This is a genomic window from Sediminihabitans luteus, assembly GCF_002797595.1.
Lineage (GTDB): Bacteria > Actinomycetota > Actinomycetes > Actinomycetales > Cellulomonadaceae > Paraoerskovia > Paraoerskovia lutea.
Map to the genome: position 1 here is coordinate 237,615 of NZ_PGFE01000004.1, position 17,681 is coordinate 255,295.

Here is a 17,681-nt window from a genome sequence, read left to right on the forward strand (position 1 = left end):
CGCTCAGGCAGGGTCCTCCGGCAGGCCCAGCCACGCGTGCCACCCGGTGTGCAGCACGAGCCACGCCATGAGCCCGTAGCCGGCCTGCGCGGGGTAGCCCGTGCCGTTCTGCGCCATGTCGGCGTGCCACTGCTCGTGGTTCACGAGCGGCGTGAACGTGTCCACGTAGGGCACCCGGCGCCTGGCCGCGACGTCCGCGAAGGCCGCCGAGAGCTCGGCGATCCGGTCCTCGTCCTCGGGGCGGCCCGGGGGAGGGCCGACGACGAACGTCGCGATCCGGTGCGAGTCCGCGACGTCGAGCATGTTCGCGAGGTTCAGTCGCGAGCGCGCGACCGAGAGACCCGCGCGCGCGTCCTGGCGGCCGAGGGCGACCACGAGGCGGTTGTCGTACTCCGCCTCGTTGCCGTAGCGGGGGAACGCCTCGGTCTCCCAGCGCTGGCTCAGCGCCGTCGTCGTCTCGCCCGGCATCGCGAGCGGGAACGTCATGACGGGGCGGTCGAAGCGCGAGCGCGCGAGGACCCGCCCGGCCCAGCCGAGGCCCTTGGCGTCGCCGACGCCGACGCTCAGCTCGTCGCCGACGATGCAGATGCGCAGTTCCCGTTCACCCACGTGTGCTCCTTGGTCGCTCGCTCCATTGTCCAGCACGAACCGCTCCACGGGCCGGAGCCCGTCCCGCGCGGCGCGCTCAGAGCAGGGTCAGCCCCCACCGCACCTCGTGCGAGGCGCCCGTGGCGAGCCGGACGAGACGGTCGCCCGTGCGGAACGCGTCCGCGAGGCACGACATCGGCTCGGCCGCCACGCCCGTGCGCGCGCCGCGTCCGACGTGGTCTCCCGTGCACACCTGCCAGGTGTCCATCGAGGCGTCGGCCCACACGGCCGCCGTCCGCCCGTCCGGGGCCGCGAGGCGCACCCAGCTGAGCCCTGCGTCGTCGCGCGTCACGTCGACCCACGCGTCGTCGAGGTCGATCCCCACGAGCGGCGTCGGCTCGCGCAGGTCGCGGTCGCCCGCGACGGGCTCGGTGCCGGTCGGCAGCAGCCGGTCGTCCGTGGTGACGTGGGTGCGCGCGTCGACGCGGAGCGTGCAGTCGTCGACGCGGGCGTCGCCGGGGGACAGCCACGGGTGGAACCCGACGCCGTACGGGGCGTCCTGAGCACCGAGGTTGGTCGCCGTGAGCGACACGCGCAGGCCGTCGTCCGACACCGCGTACGTGACGCGCAGCGTCAGGGCGAACGGGTAGCCGGGGGACGGCGGCAGGGCGAGCTCGAGCGTGACCGCGTCGGCGGCGTGCTCCACGACGTCCCACCGGTGCCACGACACCAGGCCGTGCAGCGCGGTGGCACGCGCGGGCTCGTTGACCGGCACCTGGAGCTCGTGCCCGTCCCAGGTGTAGCGCCCGTCACCGAGGCGGTTGGGCCACGGCGCGAGCACCGCGCCGTGCGACGCCGGCGGGAGCTCGTCCTCGGCGAACGGCACGATCACGGGCCTGCCGCCGACCTCGTACTCCCGGAGCGTCGCACCCACCGCGGTGACCGTCGCACGGTGGTCGCGGTGCCTGATCGTGAGCTGCGTCCCGGACGCTGCGATGGTGTTCACGTTCACGTACGGTAGCCGAGCGGGGCCCGCTCCACGGCCCCGGAGCGACGGCACTCCGTGGCCGAGGACGAAGGAGAGACCATGGAATACCGCATCCTGGGGCGTACCGGACGGCTCGTGTCGGTCGTGGGACTCGGCACCTGGCAGCTCGGTGCCGACTGGGGCGAGGTCGACGAGGCCGACGCGCTCGCGGTGCTCGACGCCGCGGCCTCGGCCGGCGTCACGATCTTCGACACCGCCGACGTCTACGGCGACGGCCGCTCCGAGCAGATCATCGGCGCGTTCCTCGCCGACAACCCCGGGCACGGCATCACCGTTGCGACCAAGATGGGCCGACGCGTCGAGCAGGTGCCCGAGAACTACGTGCTCGAGAACTTCCGCGAGTGGACCGACCGGTCGCGCAAGAACTTGCGGACCGAACGGCTCGACCTGGTCCAGCTGCACTGCCCGCCGTCCGCCGTCTACGACGACGACGCCGTGTTCGACGCGCTCGACACGCTCGTGGCGGACGGCGCCGTCGCGGCCTACGGGGTCAGCGTGGAGACCGTCGACCAGGCGTTGCGGGCCATCGCGCGGCCCGGCGTCGCGAGCGTGCAGATCATCCTCAACGCGTTCCGGCTCAAGCCGCTCGAGCAGGTCCTGCCCGCCGCGTCGGCCGCCGGGGTGGGCATCGTCGCGCGCGTCCCGCTCGCCTCGGGGCTGCTCTCCGGGCGGTACACCGCCGAGACGACGTTCGCCGACGACGACCACCGCACCTACAACCGGGACGGCGAGGCGTTCGACGTCGGCGAGACGTTCTCCGGCGTCCCCTACGACACCGGCGTGCGCGCGGCGCGCGAGTTCTCCGGCCTCGTGGAGTCGGTCGTCGGGGACGACCTCACGCCGGCGCAGGCCGCGATCGCGTGGATCTGGCAGCAGCCCGGCGTGTCGACCGTGATCCCGGGCGCGCGGTCGGTCGACCAGGCGCGCGCGAACGCCGGCGCGGGCGGCGACCGCCTGCTCGGCGCGCGGTTCAACGCGGGCGTGCGCGACATCTACGACGAGCACCTGCGCGAGGTCGTGCACGAGCGCTGGTAGCAGCGGCGGTCAGCCACGGAGTCTTCGGACGCACGAACGCCGACGGGCGCGACCTTCCGGTCGCGCCCGTCGGCGTCTGGTCGAGCAGCGCGTCAGCGGTCGAACGCCTCCGCGATCAGCACGGCCTGCTGGGCCTGGTGCTTCTTCGCGGTGCCCGCCGCGGTCGAGGCCGAGGCCTTGCGCGACACGACGCGCACGCGCGGCATGTCCTCGGGCAGCGTGATGTGGATGTACGACCACGGGCCCTGGTTCTCGGGCTCGTCCTGGACCCACACGACGTCGGCGTCGCCGTAGCGGGCGAGCTCCTCGCGGATGCCCTCGACGTCGAGCGGGTAGAGCTGCTCGAGGCGCACGATGGCGGTCTTGTCGTCCTTGCGCTTGGCGCGCTCGGCGAGCAGGTCGTAGTACACGCGGCCCGAGCACACGAGCACGCGGTCGACGTCCTTCGGGGCGACGGTGACGTCACCGAGCACCGGGCGGAACGTGCCGGTCGTGAAGTCCTCGACGCTCGACGCGGCCGCCTTGAGGCGCAGCAGCTGCTTGGGCGTGAAGACCACCAGCGGACGGCGCGGACGCTCGTACGCCTGACGACGCAGCAGGTGGAAGTACGAGGCGGGCGTCGACGGCTGGGCGACCGTGATGTTCTCCTCGGCGCACAGCTGCAGGAACCGCTCGATGCGGGCCGACGAGTGGTCGGGGCCCTGGCCCTCGTACCCGTGGGGGAGCAGCATGACGACCGAGGAGTTCTGGCCCCACTTCTGCTGGGCCGACGAGATGAACTCGTCGATCACGGTCTGCGCGCCGTTGACGAAGTCGCCGAACTGCGCCTCCCACAGCACGAGCGCGTCGGGGCGCTCGACCGAGTAGCCGTACTCGAACCCGAGGGCCGCGTACTCGCTGAGCGAGGAGTCGTAGACCCAGAACTTCGCCTGGTCCCCCGACAGGTACAGCAGGGGCGTCCACTCGGCGCCCGACTCGCGGTCGTGCAGCACCGCGTGACGCTGCACGAACGTGCCGCGGCGCGAGTCCTGGCCCGCGAGGCGCACCGGCGTGCCCTCCATGAGCAGCGACCCGAAGGCCGTCAGCTCGCCGAAGCCCCAGTCGATGCCGCCGTCGGTCGACATCTGCCGACGCTTCTCGAGCAGCTGCGCGAGCTTGGGGTGCACCGTGAAGCCCTCGGGCGGCGACGCGTGCGCCGCACCCACGCGCTCGAGCACGCTCGGGTGCACCGCGGTCTGCCAGCCGACCATCGTGCCGGCGTCCTCGCGCTGCGACTCGGGGCGCTCGAGGCCCGCGATGGGCTCGGACGACGCGGGCGGGGTGTAGCCGCCCTCCTTGGTCTCCGTGAAGACGCGCTCGAGCTGGGACTGGTAGTCCTGCAGCACGTGCTCGGCCTCCTCGAGGGAGATGTCGCCGCGCGCGACCAGGTTCTCGGTGTAGAGCTTGCGCACCGAGCGCTTGGCCTCGATCAGGTTGTACATGAGGGGCTGCGTCATCGAGGGGTCGTCGCCCTCGTTGTGACCGCGACGGCGGTAGCAGATCATGTCGATGATGACGTCCTGGTCGAACTGCTCGCGGAACGCGAAGGCGAGCTCGGCGACGCGGACGCACGCCTCGGGGTCGTCCCCGTTGACGTGGAAGATCGGGACCTGGTAGCCCTTGGCGACGTCGGTCGCGTACGTCGTCGAGCGGGCCGACGACGGGCCGGTCGTGAAGCCGACCTGGTTGTTGATGATGACGTGGATCGTGCCGCCGGTGCGGTAGCCGCGCAGCTGGGCGAGGTTGAGCACCTCGGGCACGACACCCTGGCCCGCGAAGGCCGCGTCGCCGTGCAGCAGGATCGGCAGCACGGAGAAGCCGTCGCCGCCGAGGTCGATGCGGTCCTGCTTGGCGCGCACGATGCCCTCGAGCACGGGGTCCACGGCCTCGAGGTGGGACGGGTTCGCCGCGAGGTAGACCTGCGTCTGCGCGCCCGACTCCGCGGTGAAGGTGCCCTCGGTCCCGAGGTGGTACTTCACGTCGCCCGAGCCCTGGACGCTCTTCGGGTCCACGTTGCCCTCGAACTCCGCGAAGATCTGCGCGTAGCTCTTGCCCGCGATGTTCGCGAGCACGTTGAGGCGGCCGCGGTGGGCCATGCCGATGCAGACCTCGTCGAGACCGTTCTCGGCGGCCTTGGAGAGCACGGCGTCGAGCAGCGGGATGACCGACTCGCCACCCTCGAGGCTGAAGCGCTTCTGGCCGACGAACTTCGTCTGCAGGAACGTCTCGAACGCCTCGGCCGAGTTGAGCTTGCGCAGGATCCGCAGCTGGTCCTCGCGCGGCGTGCGGGCGTAGCCCGACTCGAGGCGCTCCTGGAGCCAGCGGCGCTGGTCGCGGTCGGCGACGTGCATGTACTCGACGCCGATCGACCGGCAGTACGAGTCGCGCAGCAGGCCGAGGATGTCGCGCAGCGACGCCTTGGGCGTGCCGCCGAACCCGGCCGTGGGGAACTGGCGCTCGAGGTCCCACAGCGTCAGGCCGTGGTTCTGGATGTCCAGGTCCGGGTGCTTGCGCTGGCGGTAGGTCAGCGGGTCCGTGTCGGCCATGAGGTGGCCGCGCGAGCGGTACGAGTGCACGAGCTCGGCGATGCGCGCGGGCTTGGCCGCCTCGACGTCGGCGTCGACCGTGTTGTCGCGCACCCAGCGCACGGGCTCGTAGGGGATGCGCAGCGACGTGAAGACGCGGTCGTAGAAGCCGTCCTCGCCGAGCAGCTTGGCGCCCATGATCTTGAGGAACTCGCCCGACTGCGCACCCTGGATGATCCGGTGGTCGTACGTCGAGGTGATCGTGAGGACCTTCGAGATGCCCAGGCGCGCGAGGCGCTCGACCGAGGCCCCGGCGAACTCGGCCGGGTAGTCCATCGCACCGACGCCGATGATCGTGCCCTGCCCGGGCATGAGGCGCGGCACCGAGTGCACGGTGCCGATGCCGCCCGGGTTGGTCAGCGAGATCGTGGTGCCCTGGAAGTCGGAGACCTCGAGCTTGCCGCCGCGAGCCTTGCGCACGAGCTCCTCGTACGCGGTCCAGAACTGGGCGAAGTCGAGCGTCTCGGCCTTCTTGATGCTCGGCACGAGGAGCTGGCGCGAGCCGTCGGGCTTGGCGAGGTCGATCGCGAGACCGAACCCGACGTGCGCCGGGTGGCTGATCGCGGGCTTGCCGTCGAGCTGCGTGTAGCTCGCGTTCATGACCGGCATCTCGGCGAGCGCCTCGACGAGCGCGAAACCGATGAGGTGCGTGAACGAGATCTTGCCGCCCCGCCCGCGGGCGAGGTGGTTGTTGATCACGATGCGGTTGTCGACCATGAGCTTGGCCGGGATGGCGCGCACCGACGTCGCGGTCGGGACCTCGAGCGAGGACTCCATGTTCGTCACGACGCGCGCGGCCGGGCCGCGCAGCTTCTGCACGTCGTCACCCGTCTCGGGCTCGGCCGACGCGGTGCGGCGGGTCGCGCTCGGCGCGTAGGGCGCGGTCGCGGGCTGGGCCGTCGCGACCGGGCGGGCCGCACGGATCGCCGCGGCGGCCGCGTTGACCTCGGGGTCGGCGGGGATCACGGGCTTCTTGGGAGCCTGCGCGGCCTCGCCGGCCGCCGACCCGTCACCCGCGGTGCCGCCGGTCGCGGCGGGCGCGCTCGACGTGCCGTTCGACGCGGATCCGTTGGACGCTGAGCTGTTCGACGCGGGCGCTCCACGCGTCGCGGGGGCGGACGACGTCCCCGCGCTCCCGTTGCCGTCGGCCTTGTCCGCGGGCTTGTAGTCCGCGAAGAAGTCCCACCACGCGGGGTCGACCGCGTTCTTGTCCTTGAGGTACTGCTCGTAGAGCTCGTCGACCAGCCACTCGTTGGCGCCGAACACGGCACCGGCCGCGCTGATCGACTCTGACTCAGCCTTCGGGGACACGCGAAGATCGCCCACCTTCACCACAGGTTCGCACTGAAAATTCGGAAGTGTGCCGGGAGACCCGGACCCCACCAGCCTAGGCCCTCGGGCCGCGACGGACGCGCCCGGACCGGCCGCGCGAGGCGGCTCGTGCGCGGCATCGTCACGCGAGCGGCGCGGGCGTCAAGAACTCGGCAAGCGATCGTGCGCATTGCCTCTGACCGAGGGAAGGTCCGGGGAAGGTGCGCCCCATCGGTCGGTATCGCGCGCCGACTCTGTGGCGAAGATCACATGCGACGGCGTCTCACGCGACGGCGGGGTCGTCGTCGTCCCAGCGGGCCGGGAGGGTCACACGCATGGTCGCCCCGTGCTCGCTGTCGGCGACCTCGATCCGACCGCGGTGCAGGTCGACCGCCCAGCGAACGATCGCCAGACCGATGCCCGTGCCGCCGCTCGTGGCCCGGCCGGGGGGCGGCGCGTGCGTGCCGCGCGCGAACCGCTCGAAGATCCGCTCGCGGTCCTGCGGGGCGATCCCCGGACCGTCGTCCACGACCTCGAGCACGACCACGTCCGCGCCGTCCTCGGTCTCGGGGTACGCCTCGAGCCGGATCACGCCGTTCGGCGGCGAGTGCCGGATCGCGTTGTGCAGCAGGTTCGTCACGACCTGCGTGAGCCGCTCGCGGTCACCCTCGAGCACGAGGTCCTCGGGCGCCACGTCGACGACGTAGCGCAGGTCCTTGCCGGCCTCCATCATCGACAACGCCTCGGCGTTCTCCTCGAGGAAGTCCCCGACCGCGATGCGGCTGATCGTGAGCTCGGCCGCGCCGGCCTCGATGCGCGACAGGTCGAGCAGGTAGGTCACGAGCCGGGTCAGGCGCTCGGTCTGGTCCAGCGCGACCTGCATCGTCGCGGGGGTGGCGGGCACCACGCCGTCGACCACGTTCTCGAGCTGGGCCTGCAGCGCGGCGACGGGTGTGCGCAGCTCGTGCGACACGTTCGCGATGAGGTCGCGCCGTGTGCGGTCGGACGACGCGAGGTCGTCCGCCATCTTGTTGAACGCGACCGCGAGCTGGCCGACCTCGTCGTGCGACGTCGCCCGCACGCGGCGGCTGTAGTCGCCCGCCGCCATCGCCCGCGCCGCGGCCGTCATGTCGCGCAGGGGGGACGTCATGCCGCGCGCGAGCACCTGCGTGAGCAGCAGCGAGACGACGATCGCGAGGGGGAACGTGCGCGACGGGCCGAGCCCGTTGCGCAGCCCGACCCACGTCATCAGCACGCCGAGCACGCCCGTGGCCACGACGAGCACGCCGAGCTTGATCTTGAGCGAGCCGAACCGGTCGAGCGGGCGCACGTCGGGCAGGGGGTGGCGCACGCGCGCCGGGTCCGGCCTCCTCGGAGGACGGGCGGGCTCGGGCGCGCTCGGGTCGGGGCTCACGGGGTCGGTGGTCATCGACGTCGACGGTACGCCCAGGGCGGGCGGCCGGTCAGGACGCGGGCGGCTCGAACGCGTAGCCCACGCCGTGCACGGTGCGGATCAGGTCCGGCCCGAGCTTGCGGCGCAGCGCCTTGATGTGCGAGTCGACGGTGCGCGTCCCGCTCGCGTCCGCCCAGTCCCACACCTCGGCGAGCAGACGCTCGCGCGTGAGGACGGTCTTGGGCGAGCCCGCGAGCATCACGAGCAGCTCGAACTCGGTGGGCGTCAGGTGGACCTCCTCGCCCGCGCGGTGCACGCGCCGCTGCGCGCGGTCGATCGTGACCTCGCCCACGGTCATGGGCGGCTCGGCCTCGGGGGAGGACGCCGCGGCCGCGGCCCGGTCGACCCGGCGCAGCAGGGCCTTGAGCCGTGCCACGAGCTCGCGCATCGAGAACGGCTTGGTCATGTAGTCGTCCGCGCCGACGCCGAGCCCGATGAGCATGTCGGTCTCGTCGTCCCGGGCCGTGAGCATGAGGATCGGCACGGGCGCCTCGGCCTGCACGCGGCGGGTGACCTCGAGACCGTCGATGCCGGGGAGCATGACGTCGAGCACCATCGCGTCCGGGCGCAGCCGCAGCGCGGCCTCGACGCCGGCGAGGCCGTCGCGTGCGACCTCGACCCGCCACCCTTCGGCGCTGAGCCGCTGCGCGATGGCCGTCGCGATGGTCGGCTCGTCCTCGACGACCAGGACGGTGGCGGGCGTCGACGCGCCGCTCGGCGGCTGCCCCGGGAGTGTGCTGGCTGGCATGACCCCAGAGTGGCACAGGTGACCGCCGCGCGCGTGGAGGCGCGGGCGGAGTCGCGACGAGTCACGGCACCGCCGGATACGATCACCCCACTATGAGAGACAACCCTCGAAGTCCCGTGTCCCGACGTCGAGAGGGCGCCGCGTGCTGACCGAATGGTTGATGGTCGCGTTCGGCGTGCTGCTGACGGTCGGGACGGCGATCTTCGTGGCGAGTGAGTTCGCCCTCGTCACGATCGACCCCGCGGCGCTGCCCGACGACGACGGTGACGGCCCGCAGCCCGACCGGCGCGCGCGCAGCGTGCGGGCCGGCCTCAAGCACCTGTCGACCGAGCTCTCCTCGGCCCAGGTCGGCATCACGGTCACCACGATCCTCCTCGGCTACACCGCGCAGCCGGCGATCCAGACCCTCCTCGAGGGCCCGCTCGGCGAGACGCCGCTGAGCACGGGCGCCGCCGTCGTGCTCGCCGCGATCCTCGCGCTCGTGCTCGTCAACCTGTTCTCGATGCTGTTCGGCGAGCTCATCCCGAAGAACTACGCGCTGAGCACGCCGTACCCCACCGCCCGCGTCGTCGTCCCGCTCCAGCGCGTGTTCACGCGCGCGTTCCGACCGCTCATCTCGGTGCTCAACGGCTCCGCGAACAGGATCCTGCGCTGGTTCGGCATCGAGCCGCGCGAAGAGCTCTCGGGTGCCCGCTCGGCGTCCGAGCTCGCGTCGCTCGTGCGCCGCTCGGCCATGGAGGGCACGCTCGACGTCAACGTCGCGACCCTGCTGACCAACTCGATCGAGCTCGACCGGCTCACCGCGGTCGACGTCATGACCGACCGCACGCGCATGGTGGTGCTGGACCGCGACGCGACCGCGGCCGACGTCGTCGCGACCGCCCGCACGTCCGGCCACTCGCGGTTCCCGATCATCGGCGAGGACCGCGACGACGTCGTCGGCCTCGTCCACCTGCGCAAGGCGGTCGCCGTGCCCTACGACAAGCGGCACGAGGTCCCGGCGGCCGCGCTCATGACGGACGCCGCGCGCGTGCCCGAGACCGTGGGCCTCGGCCCGCTGCTCGTCGAGCTGCGCGGGTTCGGTCTGCAGATGGCCGTCGTGGTCGACGAGTACGGCGGCACGGCGGGCGTCGTGACGCTCGAGGACGTCGTCGAGGAGCTCGTCGGGGACGTCGCCGACGAGCACGACCCGCGCCGCAGCGGGGCCGCGCGCGCGGTCGACGGATCGTGGATCGTGCCGGGCGTGGTGCGGCCCGACGAGCTCGCGGAGGTCACGGGCGTCACGGTGCCCGACGACGGTGCGTACGAGACGCTCGGCGGGCTGGTCATGGAACGGTTGGGTCGCATCCCGGAGGTCGGTGACGTCGTGCACGTGGACGGTGTGGTGCTGCGCGTCGAGGCCATGGTCGGCCGGCGCGTCGAGCGGCTGAGGGTCGTGGCCGCCCCGGCCGAGGACGCCACGACCGAGGGGGGCGAGCGATGAGCCCGGGGCCCGCGCTGCTGCTGGGCGTGCTCCTGCTCCTGGCCAACGCCTTCTTCGTGGGCGCCGAGTTCGCGGTGATCTCCGCGCGGCGCAGCCAGATCGAGCCGCTCGTCGCCGAGGGGCGTCGCGGTGCGAAGACCGCGCTGTGGGCCATGGAGCACGCGACGCTCATGCTCGCCGCGTGCCAGCTCGGCATCACGGTCTGCTCGACCGGGCTCGGGGTGATCGCCGAGCCGGCGCTCGCGCACCTCATCGAGGAACCGCTGCACGCGCTCGGCGTGAGCGACGCCTGGATCCACCCAATCGCGTTCACCGTCGCCCTGGCCGTGGTCGTGTACCTGCACGTCGTGCTCGGCGAGATGGTCCCCAAGAACATGGCCGTCGCCGGCCCCGAGCGTGCGGTGCTGTGGTTCGGGCCGCCCCTCGTGCTCGTCGCCCGCGCGGTCGCGCCGATCATCCGGGCGCTCAACTGGGTCGCCAACCACGCGGTGCGCTGGACCGGCGTCGAGCCCAAGGACGAGGTCGCCTCGACCTTCACGGCCGAGGAGGTGCAGTCGATCGTCGAGCACTCGCAGGCCGAGGGCGTGCTGCGCGACGAGCAGGGCCTGCTCTCGGGCGCGATCGAGTTCTCCGAGCGCACCGCGGGTCAGGTCATGGTCCCGGTCGAGGACCTCGTGGTCGTGGTCGAGGGCTGCACGCCGGCCGAGATCGAGCGCATGGTCGCGCGCACTGGGTACTCCAGGTTCCCCGTGGCCGAGGCCTCGGGAGACCTCGTGGGCTACCTGCACGTCAAGGACGTGCTCTACGCCGACGGCGACGCGCGCGACGTGCCCGTGCCCTCGTGGCGCGTGCGCGCGCTCGCGACGACGAGCCCGGACGCCGAGGTCGAGGACGCGCTGCGTGCCATGCAGCGCTCGGGCGCGCACCTCGCCCGCGTCGACGTCCCCGGGCCGTCCGGGGCGCAGGGCGTCGTGTTCCTCGAGGACATCCTCGAGGAGCTCGTGGGCGAGGTCCGGGACGCGATGCAGCGTCGCCGCTGAGCGTGCGACCGCGAGCGTCACGTCCGGGCCCCTTCGCGTCCCGCGGAGAGGGCCCGGACGTGACGCTCGGTCGTGCTGGCCGCGCGGACGGCCGGGCGATCTGGGAGGGGACTTGGCATCGCGTGACGCATTCGTTATCGTTCCCCCACGACACGCAGTACCCGGCAGGTGCCAGACCTCGGTATCGGCAGTACGACCGTGTTCCGCCGATGATCCGACGAAGGGCCGAGGAGCGTGACGAGGACCGTGGTCGACGCGCCCGCCCTGCAGACCCGTCGCGCGTTGCGTGAGGCCGAGGCGCCCGCGTCCCGACCGCGTCGCCGGCCCCGTCCCGAGCACAAGGCGCCGATCCCGACGAGCCAGCGATGGGCGCCCCGGGCCGCCGTGCTGTCGAGTCTCGCGCTCGCGACCATCGCGATGCCGATCACGAGCGGCCTCCCCGGCGCCGACGGCGACCGCTCCCCGTTCGCGGACGGCCCGAGCGGTCCCTCGACCCTCGACGTGGTCGCCGCCGCGAGCAGCGGTGGCGGCACGTCCCAGTACGTCGCGGCGGCTCCGCGGAGCGCTCGCTCGCTCGCCGCCGAGGCCTCGCGATCGCTCGACCGGTCCCCGCTGCCCGGCTGCGACGCCGGCGTCCGACCTGCCGGGACCAACGGCCAGCTCGACCCCCACGCACTGTGCGACCTGTGGCAGGACGGCGAGAGCCTGCGCCCCGACGCCGCGGTGTCCCTCGCCGCGATGAACGAGGCGTACCACGCGCGGTTCGGCCGCGACCTGTGCCTCGTCGCGAGCTACCGCACTCTTTCCGAGCAGGTCACGCTCTCCTACACGCGCGCAGGCTTTGCCGCGCGACCCGGCACCTCGATGCACGGGTGGGGCCTCGCGATCGACCTGTGCACCAAGGAGACGTCCTCGTCGACCACCTACGGGTGGATCACCCAGAACGCCGGGACGTACGGGTGGGAGAACCCGGCGTGGGCGCAGCGCGGCGGATCGGGCGCCTACGAGCCCTGGCACTTCGAGTTCGCAGCCGGCGTGCGGGAGATCAGCGGCGCCTGAGCGCGTCGCGTCCACGGCCGTCGTCCGCCCCGCACCCGTCGTCCGCGCCGTCTGCCCCGCGCCCGTCGCGACGGGCGCGAGGCGCCTGATCGTTTGTCGAACTGCTCAGTCGGTCGAACTGCTCAGTCGGTCGATCGCCGGTCGTTGCCGAAGTCGCCCAGGAACCGCGGACCACGCTCCGCGAGCTCGTCGGCGAATGTCCCGCGCCACAGCGAGTACGGAGTGCGGGCGAGCGCGTCGTTCGAGAAGCGTGGGTCGTCGGTGACCTCGCTCGTGCAGAACGTCGGGATCTCGAGGTCGGTCACCGGGCCCGCACGCTCGCACTCGGCGACCACGAGCGGGTGGTTCGCACCCCCGAAGACGTCGACGACCCAGCCGTCCGCCCCGACCCACAGCGCGTAGCGGTTCTTGACGATCCGCTGCCCGCCCCGGCGCACCATCTCGACGCCCGTCGCGACGTCGAGCTCGCGCTCGGCCTCGTACCGTGTGCCGCCCGCCGCCGGTCCCTTGGCTGTCAGGGCGCAGAAGTCGAACTCGTGCGCATCGAGGACGTCGAGCGGATCGGTCGAGGGGCCGAGCTCGGCGAGCGCCGACCCGGCCTGGACCCGGATGCGCAGCGCGTACCCGTCGGCGGCGAGGAAGTAGCTCTGGACGATCAGCGCGGGCGCGGGCTCGTCGAGCAGGCTCGTGGGCAGGTCGGCGACGACGAAGCGCCGCTCGAACTCGAAGTCCCCGTAGCCGCCGTCGCTCATCCTCGGAGCATAGCGAAGGGTGGGTCCGGGGAGATTCCGGACCTGCGAGATGCGGGACCGGTGCGATCCAGGTCCTTCGAGACACACGTCCGGCCAGGTGCCGGACGGGCGACGCGCCGGCACGGCGAAGGGCCCCGCACGTGGTGCGGGGCCCTTCGGTGATGCGTGGTCGTGCCGTGTCGCACGCGGTGCCCTCGACAGCGGTGCCCTCGACACGCGGTGCCCTCGATAGGATTCGAACCTACGACCTTCCGCTCCGGAGGCGGACGCTCTATCCACTGAGCTACGAGGGCGTGCACGGGCCTTGCGGTCCGGCGCATGCAGAGACTACCAGCCCGTCAGGGGTTCTCCGGCAGCGAGCCGATCCGCTCGGCCAGGTACGACGCGGTCGCCCGGACGGCGGCCTCCTCGTCGCCGATCACGACCGCCTCGACGAGGTCGGTGTGCGAGGGCTCGGGCCCCGACCCGGCCCAGGTGGCACCCGCGACCTCCTGCACGCTCGCGTACAGGGCGGCCAGCAGCGGGTTGCGCGCCGCGGTGATCACGGCCTCGTGGATGGCGCGGTCGACCGACGCGACGGCCTCGAGGTCGCCGTCGCGCAGGTGCGTCTCGCGGCGGGCGGCGAGGGTTCGCAGCGCGCCCGCCTCGCTCTCCGTGCGACGGCGTGCCGCGAGCCGCGCGGACTCGACCTCGAGCGCCCGGCGCACCTCGAGGGCGTCGCGCCGGGTCGCGTCGTGGGCGCGTCCGTGCACCACGACAGTGAGCTCGTCGATCGCGCGGACGTACGTGCCCGAGCCCTGCCGTCGCTCGAGCAGGCCGACGTGGGCGAGCGACTGCACGGCCTCGCGCACGGTGTTGCGCCCCACCGCGAGGTCGGCGCACAGCTCGGGCTCCGTCGGGATCCGGGTGCCCACGGGCCACTCGCCAGAGGTGATGCGCGCGCGCAGGCGCTCGACGGTCGCGTCGATGAGCGAAGGACGGCGTTCCATGGGCGGGGCGCTCCCGAGGGTCGGCGGTCGGACGGAGCCGGGACGGGGACGCTCCCAGGAGGTGGGCGCGCTCCCGGCGGCAGGGGCAGCACGAGTCAACACCCACACGTGCCCCGGGGAGAAGACCCTGGCGGCAACTGACCCTGGCGTCGACTGACCTCGGCGTCGATCGACCTTGGCGTCGACGGACCTTGGCGTCGATCGACCCGGGGCGTCGACAGATCCGGCGGCGTCGACCGGGGTCGGCAGCCTCGACGCGGGCCGGAGCGCAGCCGGTCCGGCGGGCGGCGGACGGCGGACGGCGGGCCGCGGGGCGCCGTCCGCCCGGCCGGTAGGATTCTCGGGTGACCCCCGACGAGCTCTCCCGCGCGCTCAGCGCCGCCCTGGCCGCCGCCGTCGCCGACGGCACCCTCGCCCTGCCCGCCGACGCGGTGCCCGACTCCGTCCACGTCGAGCGACCCCGTCAGCGCGAGCACGGCGACTGGGCCACGAACGTCGCGCTGCAGCTCGCCAAGAAGGCCGGCACGACGCCGCGCGCGCTCGCGGAGGACCTCGCGGCCCGCCTGTCCGCCACGCCGGGGGTCAAGGCCGTCGACGTCGCCGGGCCCGGGTTCCTCAACATCACGCTCGACGCCGGTGCGGCGGGCGAGCTCGCGCGCACGATCCTGGCGGCGGGCGAGGCGTACGGGCGCAACGAGTCCGAGGCCGGCACGCGCATCAACCTCGAGTTCGTCTCGGCGAACCCGACCGGTCCGATCCACATCGGCGGCGTGCGCTGGGCCGCCGTCGGCGACTCGCTCGCCCGGGTGCTCGAGGCCTCGGGCGCCGAGGTGACGCGCGAGTACTACTTCAACGACCACGGCGCGCAGATCGACCGGTTCGCGCGCTCGCTGCTCGCGCGCGCCCTGGGCGAGCCCGCCCCCGAGGACGGCTACGGCGGGCAGTACATCAGCGAGATCGCCGACGCCGTGATCGCCGACGCGCTCGCCGCCGGCGAGCCCGACCCGCGCACGCTGCCCGCGGCCGAGGCGCAGGAGGCCTTCCGGGCCCGGGGCGTCGACCGCATGTTCGGCGAGATCAAGCAGTCGCTGCACGAGTTCGGCGTCGACTTCGACGTCTACTTCCACGAGGACCACCTGCACGAGTCGGGCGCGGTCGACCGCGCCGTGCAGCGCCTGCGCGACGCCGGGCACGTGTTCGAGGCCGACGGCGCGACGTGGCTGCGCACGACGACCTTCGGCGACGACAAGGACCGCGTCGTCATCAAGTCGGACGGCGAGGCCGCGTACATCGCGGGCGACATCGCCTACTACCTCGACAAGCGTGAGCGCGGCTTCGACGACGTCATCATCATGCTCGGCGCCGACCATCACGGGTACGTCGCGCGCATGATGGCGGTCTGCGCGGCCTTCGGCGACGAACCGCGCAAGAACCTCCAGATCCTCATCGGCCAGCTCGTGAACCTCGTCAAGGACGGCGAGGCGGTGCGCATGTCCAAGCGCGCCGGGACCGTCGTCACGCTCGAGGACCTCGTCGACGCGGTCGGCGTGGACGCCGCGCGCTACTCGCTCGCGCGGTCCTCGGTCGACTCCAGCATCGACCTCGACCTCGGGCTGCTCGCGCGGGCCACCAACGAGAACCCGGTCTACTACGTGCAGTACGCGCACTCGCGGACCGTCAACGTGGCGCTCAACGCCGCCTCGCACGGCGTCTCGCGCCACCGCGAGGACGGCTCCGACGCGTTCGACCCGTCGCTGCTCGAGCACCCGACCGAGGCCGCGCTCATCGGCCGCCTCACCGAGTTCCCGCGCATCGTGGGCCAGGCGGCCGAGCTGCGCGAGCCCCACCGCGTCGCGCGCTACCTCGAGGCGCTCGCGGGCGACTACCACTCCTGGTACCACGACTGCCGTGTGACCCCCAAGGGCGACGAGGAGGTCACGGACCTACACCGCACCCGCCTGTGGCTCAGCGACGCCTCGCGCCAGGTGCTCGCGAACGGTCTCGGCCTGCTCGGCGTCAGCGCGCCGGAGCGGATGTGAGCGCCGCGCACGCCGCGTCGACCGGCCCCGCCCCGGTCGAGCGCGCGCTGAGCCACGTGTGGCCCTCGGGCGCCGAGCTCGCGGACGACGGGTCGCTGACCCTCGCCGGGATCGACGTGCGCGAGCTCGCCGAGCAGCAGGGCACCCCCGCGTTCGTGCTCGACGAGGCCGACTTCCGGGCCCGCGCGCGCCGGTATGCCGACGCGTTCACCGAGGCCTTCGGCGCGGTGGGTGCCGAGGTCGACGTCTTCTACGCCGGCAAGGCGTTCCTCTCGGTCGCGGTCGCGCGCTGGGCGTGCGAGGAGGGGCTGAACGTCGACACCTGCACGGGCGGCGAGCTCGCGGTCGCGCTGCGGGCCGAGGTGCCCGGCGCCCGCCTGGGCCTGCACGGCAACAACAAGTCGGACGACGAGATCCGGCGCGCGATCGACGCGCGCGTGGGTCGCGTCGTCGTCGACTCGCTCGCCGAGATCGAGCGGGTCGCGGCGCTCGCGGCGGCGGCGGGCCGCACGGCCGAGGACCGCGTCCCGGTCATGGTCCGGGTCACGACCGGCATCCACGCGGGCGGGCACGAGTTCATCTCGACCGCGCACGAGGACCAGAAGTTCGGCATCTCGCTCGCGGGGGGCCAGGCGCTCGCCGCGCTCGACGCGGTGCTCGCGCACCCCGAGCTCGAGCTGCTGGGCGCGCACAGCCACATCGGGTCGCAGATCCAGGACGCCGCGGCGTTCGAGGCCGCGGCCCGCGCGATGCTCGGGCTGCGCGCCGAGCACGCCCGCACCTCGGGGTACCTCGCGCCCGAGCTCGACCTCGGCGGCGGCTACGGCATCGCGTACACCGCGGACGAGACGCCCATCGACGTGCCCGCGGTCGCCCGAGCCCTCGCCCGGACGGTCGCGGACGCGTGCGCCGAGCTCGGCACGCCCGTGCCGCGGATCTCGATCGAGCCCGGTCGTTCGATCGTCGGGCCGGCCGCGGTCACGCTGTACCGCGTGGGCGTCGTCAAGCCCGTCACGGTGGGCGACGGCGCCGACGGCACGTTCGTGCGCACCTACGTCTCGGTCGACGGGGGCATGAGCGACAACATCCGGCCCGTCCTCTACGGCGCGCGGTACACGGTGCGGCTCGCGAACCGTCGCGGCGCCGACGACGTGCTGCGCGCCCGCGTGGTGGGCAAGCACTGCGAGAGCGGCGACGTCGTGCTCGACGACGTCGAGCTCCCCGCGGACGTCGCGCCGGGCGACCTCCTCGCGGTCGCGGCGACGGGCGCCTACGGGCGCTCGATGGCGAGCAACTACAACCACGTGCTCCGGCCGCCGGTCGTCGCGGTGCGCGACGGCGCCGCGCGCGTGATCGTCCGCCGCGAGACCGAGGACGACCTGCTCGCGCTCGACCTCGGGTGACCGCGCGCCGGGCGTCGTGACGGCGCCCGGCGTCGCGGGGCTGCCCGCACCGTGGGCACGCCCGCACCGCGTCGTCCGCCCGCACTATCCTGTGACCGCGGCCGCCCGG

At 73.2% G+C, this 17,681-nt stretch carries 13 protein-coding genes and 1 tRNA gene; 6 read left to right on the forward strand and 8 right to left on the reverse strand.

Annotated elements, in window-relative coordinates; all coding sequences use genetic code 11:
• Nucleotides 1-3: 3 nt before the first annotated feature.
• Together CLV28_RS12520 and CLV28_RS12525 are read right to left on the reverse strand one after the other, a co-directional pair.
• The gene (locus tag CLV28_RS12520; protein WP_170062670.1) at nt 4-609 is read right to left on the reverse strand and encodes a GDSL-type esterase/lipase family protein; all 606 of its coding nucleotides are present in this window, start codon (nt 607-609) and stop codon (nt 4-6) included.
• 76 nt (nt 610-685) lie between these two features.
• Nucleotides 686-1,594 carry an aldose 1-epimerase family protein gene (locus tag CLV28_RS12525; protein ID WP_100423754.1) on the reverse strand — a complete coding sequence of 303 codons (909 nt, stop codon included), beginning with the start codon at nt 1,592-1,594 and terminating at the stop codon, nt 686-688.
• 81 nt (nt 1,595-1,675) lie between these two features.
• Here CLV28_RS12525 and CLV28_RS12530 point away from each other — a divergent pair, with 81 nt between their 5' ends.
• Nucleotides 1,676-2,671, forward strand: a complete 996-nt coding sequence (locus CLV28_RS12530; protein WP_100423656.1) for an aldo/keto reductase — start codon at nt 1,676-1,678, stop codon at nt 2,669-2,671.
• Nucleotides 2,672-2,763: 92 nt separating this feature from the next.
• On the opposite strand, the gene CLV28_RS12535 is transcribed toward CLV28_RS12530, so the two are convergent.
• The 3 genes from CLV28_RS12535 to CLV28_RS12545 all read right to left on the reverse strand — a co-directional run bounded on the left by CLV28_RS12535 (nt 2,764) and on the right by CLV28_RS12545 (nt 8,807).
• On the reverse strand, nt 2,764-6,606 hold the full coding sequence (locus CLV28_RS12535) for a multifunctional oxoglutarate decarboxylase/oxoglutarate dehydrogenase thiamine pyrophosphate-binding subunit/dihydrolipoyllysine-residue succinyltransferase subunit (RefSeq protein WP_100423657.1): 3,843 nt from the start codon (nt 6,604-6,606) through the stop codon (nt 2,764-2,766).
• Between the two features lie 283 nt (nt 6,607-6,889).
• Nucleotides 6,890-8,035 carry a sensor histidine kinase gene (locus tag CLV28_RS12540; protein ID WP_100423658.1) on the reverse strand — a complete coding sequence of 382 codons (1,146 nt, stop codon included), beginning with the start codon at nt 8,033-8,035 and terminating at the stop codon, nt 6,890-6,892.
• A gap of 34 nt (nt 8,036-8,069) precedes the next feature.
• On the reverse strand, nt 8,070-8,807 hold the full coding sequence (locus tag CLV28_RS12545; protein WP_100423659.1) for a response regulator transcription factor: 738 nt from the start codon (nt 8,805-8,807) through the stop codon (nt 8,070-8,072).
• Nucleotides 8,808-8,949: 142 nt separating this feature from the next.
• Between CLV28_RS12545 and CLV28_RS12550 the strand changes: the two genes are divergently transcribed.
• The 3 genes from CLV28_RS12550 to CLV28_RS12560 all read left to right on the forward strand — a co-directional run bounded on the left by CLV28_RS12550 (nt 8,950) and on the right by CLV28_RS12560 (nt 12,389).
• Entirely contained in the window at nt 8,950-10,290 is a 1,341-nt protein-coding gene (locus CLV28_RS12550) for a hemolysin family protein (protein ID WP_100423660.1), read from the forward strand.
• The gene (locus tag CLV28_RS12555) at nt 10,287-11,330 is read left to right on the forward strand and encodes a hemolysin family protein (protein ID WP_100423661.1); all 1,044 of its coding nucleotides are present in this window, start codon (nt 10,287-10,289) and stop codon (nt 11,328-11,330) included. The genes CLV28_RS12550 and CLV28_RS12555 overlap by 4 nt, the downstream gene beginning before the upstream one ends.
• Before the next feature lie 234 nt (nt 11,331-11,564).
• Nucleotides 11,565-12,389 (forward strand): M15 family metallopeptidase, encoded by an 825-nt coding sequence (locus tag CLV28_RS12560; protein ID WP_100423662.1) that lies wholly within the window; start codon nt 11,565-11,567, stop codon nt 12,387-12,389.
• Nucleotides 12,390-12,511: 122 nt separating this feature from the next.
• Here CLV28_RS12560 and CLV28_RS12565 read toward each other — a convergent pair whose 3' ends face one another.
• The 3 genes from CLV28_RS12565 to CLV28_RS12575 all read right to left on the reverse strand — a co-directional run bounded on the left by CLV28_RS12565 (nt 12,512) and on the right by CLV28_RS12575 (nt 14,130).
• Nucleotides 12,512-13,141 carry a CYTH domain-containing protein gene (locus tag CLV28_RS12565; RefSeq protein WP_100423663.1) on the reverse strand — a complete coding sequence of 210 codons (630 nt, stop codon included), beginning with the start codon at nt 13,139-13,141 and terminating at the stop codon, nt 12,512-12,514.
• 220 nt (nt 13,142-13,361) lie between these two features.
• Nucleotides 13,362-13,434 (reverse strand) — tRNA-Arg (locus CLV28_RS12570).
• Nucleotides 13,435-13,479: 45 nt separating this feature from the next.
• The gene (locus CLV28_RS12575; RefSeq protein WP_100423664.1) at nt 13,480-14,130 is read right to left on the reverse strand and encodes a FadR/GntR family transcriptional regulator; all 651 of its coding nucleotides are present in this window, start codon (nt 14,128-14,130) and stop codon (nt 13,480-13,482) included.
• Nucleotides 14,131-14,474: 344 nt separating this feature from the next.
• Between CLV28_RS12575 and argS the strand changes: the two genes are divergently transcribed.
• Together argS and lysA are read left to right on the forward strand one after the other, a co-directional pair.
• Nucleotides 14,475-16,169, forward strand: a complete 1,695-nt coding sequence (gene argS, locus CLV28_RS12580) for an arginine--tRNA ligase (RefSeq protein ID WP_100423665.1) — start codon at nt 14,475-14,477, stop codon at nt 16,167-16,169.
• 47 nt (nt 16,170-16,216) lie between these two features.
• A complete protein-coding gene (gene lysA, locus CLV28_RS12585) occupies nt 16,217-17,572 on the forward strand; it encodes a diaminopimelate decarboxylase (RefSeq protein WP_203968256.1) in 1,356 nt (451 codons plus the stop codon).
• Nucleotides 17,573-17,681 lie beyond the last annotated feature (109 nt).

Excerpts from the sequence above, each read along its gene's own strand:
- CLV28_RS12530 (WP_100423656.1), top strand. The coding sequence starts at position 1,676 with ATGGAATACCGCATCCTGGGGCGTACCGGACGGCTCGTGTCGGTCGTG.
- CLV28_RS12540 (WP_100423658.1), bottom strand. The coding sequence starts at position 8,035 with ATGACCACCGACCCCGTGAGCCCCGACCCGAGCGCGCCCGAGCCCGCC.
- CLV28_RS12545 (WP_100423659.1), bottom strand. The coding sequence starts at position 8,807 with ATGCCAGCCAGCACACTCCCGGGGCAGCCGCCGAGCGGCGCGTCGACG.
- CLV28_RS12555 (WP_100423661.1), top strand. The coding sequence starts at position 10,287 with ATGAGCCCGGGGCCCGCGCTGCTGCTGGGCGTGCTCCTGCTCCTGGCC.
- CLV28_RS12565 (WP_100423663.1), bottom strand. The coding sequence starts at position 13,141 with ATGAGCGACGGCGGCTACGGGGACTTCGAGTTCGAGCGGCGCTTCGTC.
- CLV28_RS12575 (WP_100423664.1), bottom strand. The coding sequence starts at position 14,130 with ATGGAACGCCGTCCTTCGCTCATCGACGCGACCGTCGAGCGCCTGCGC.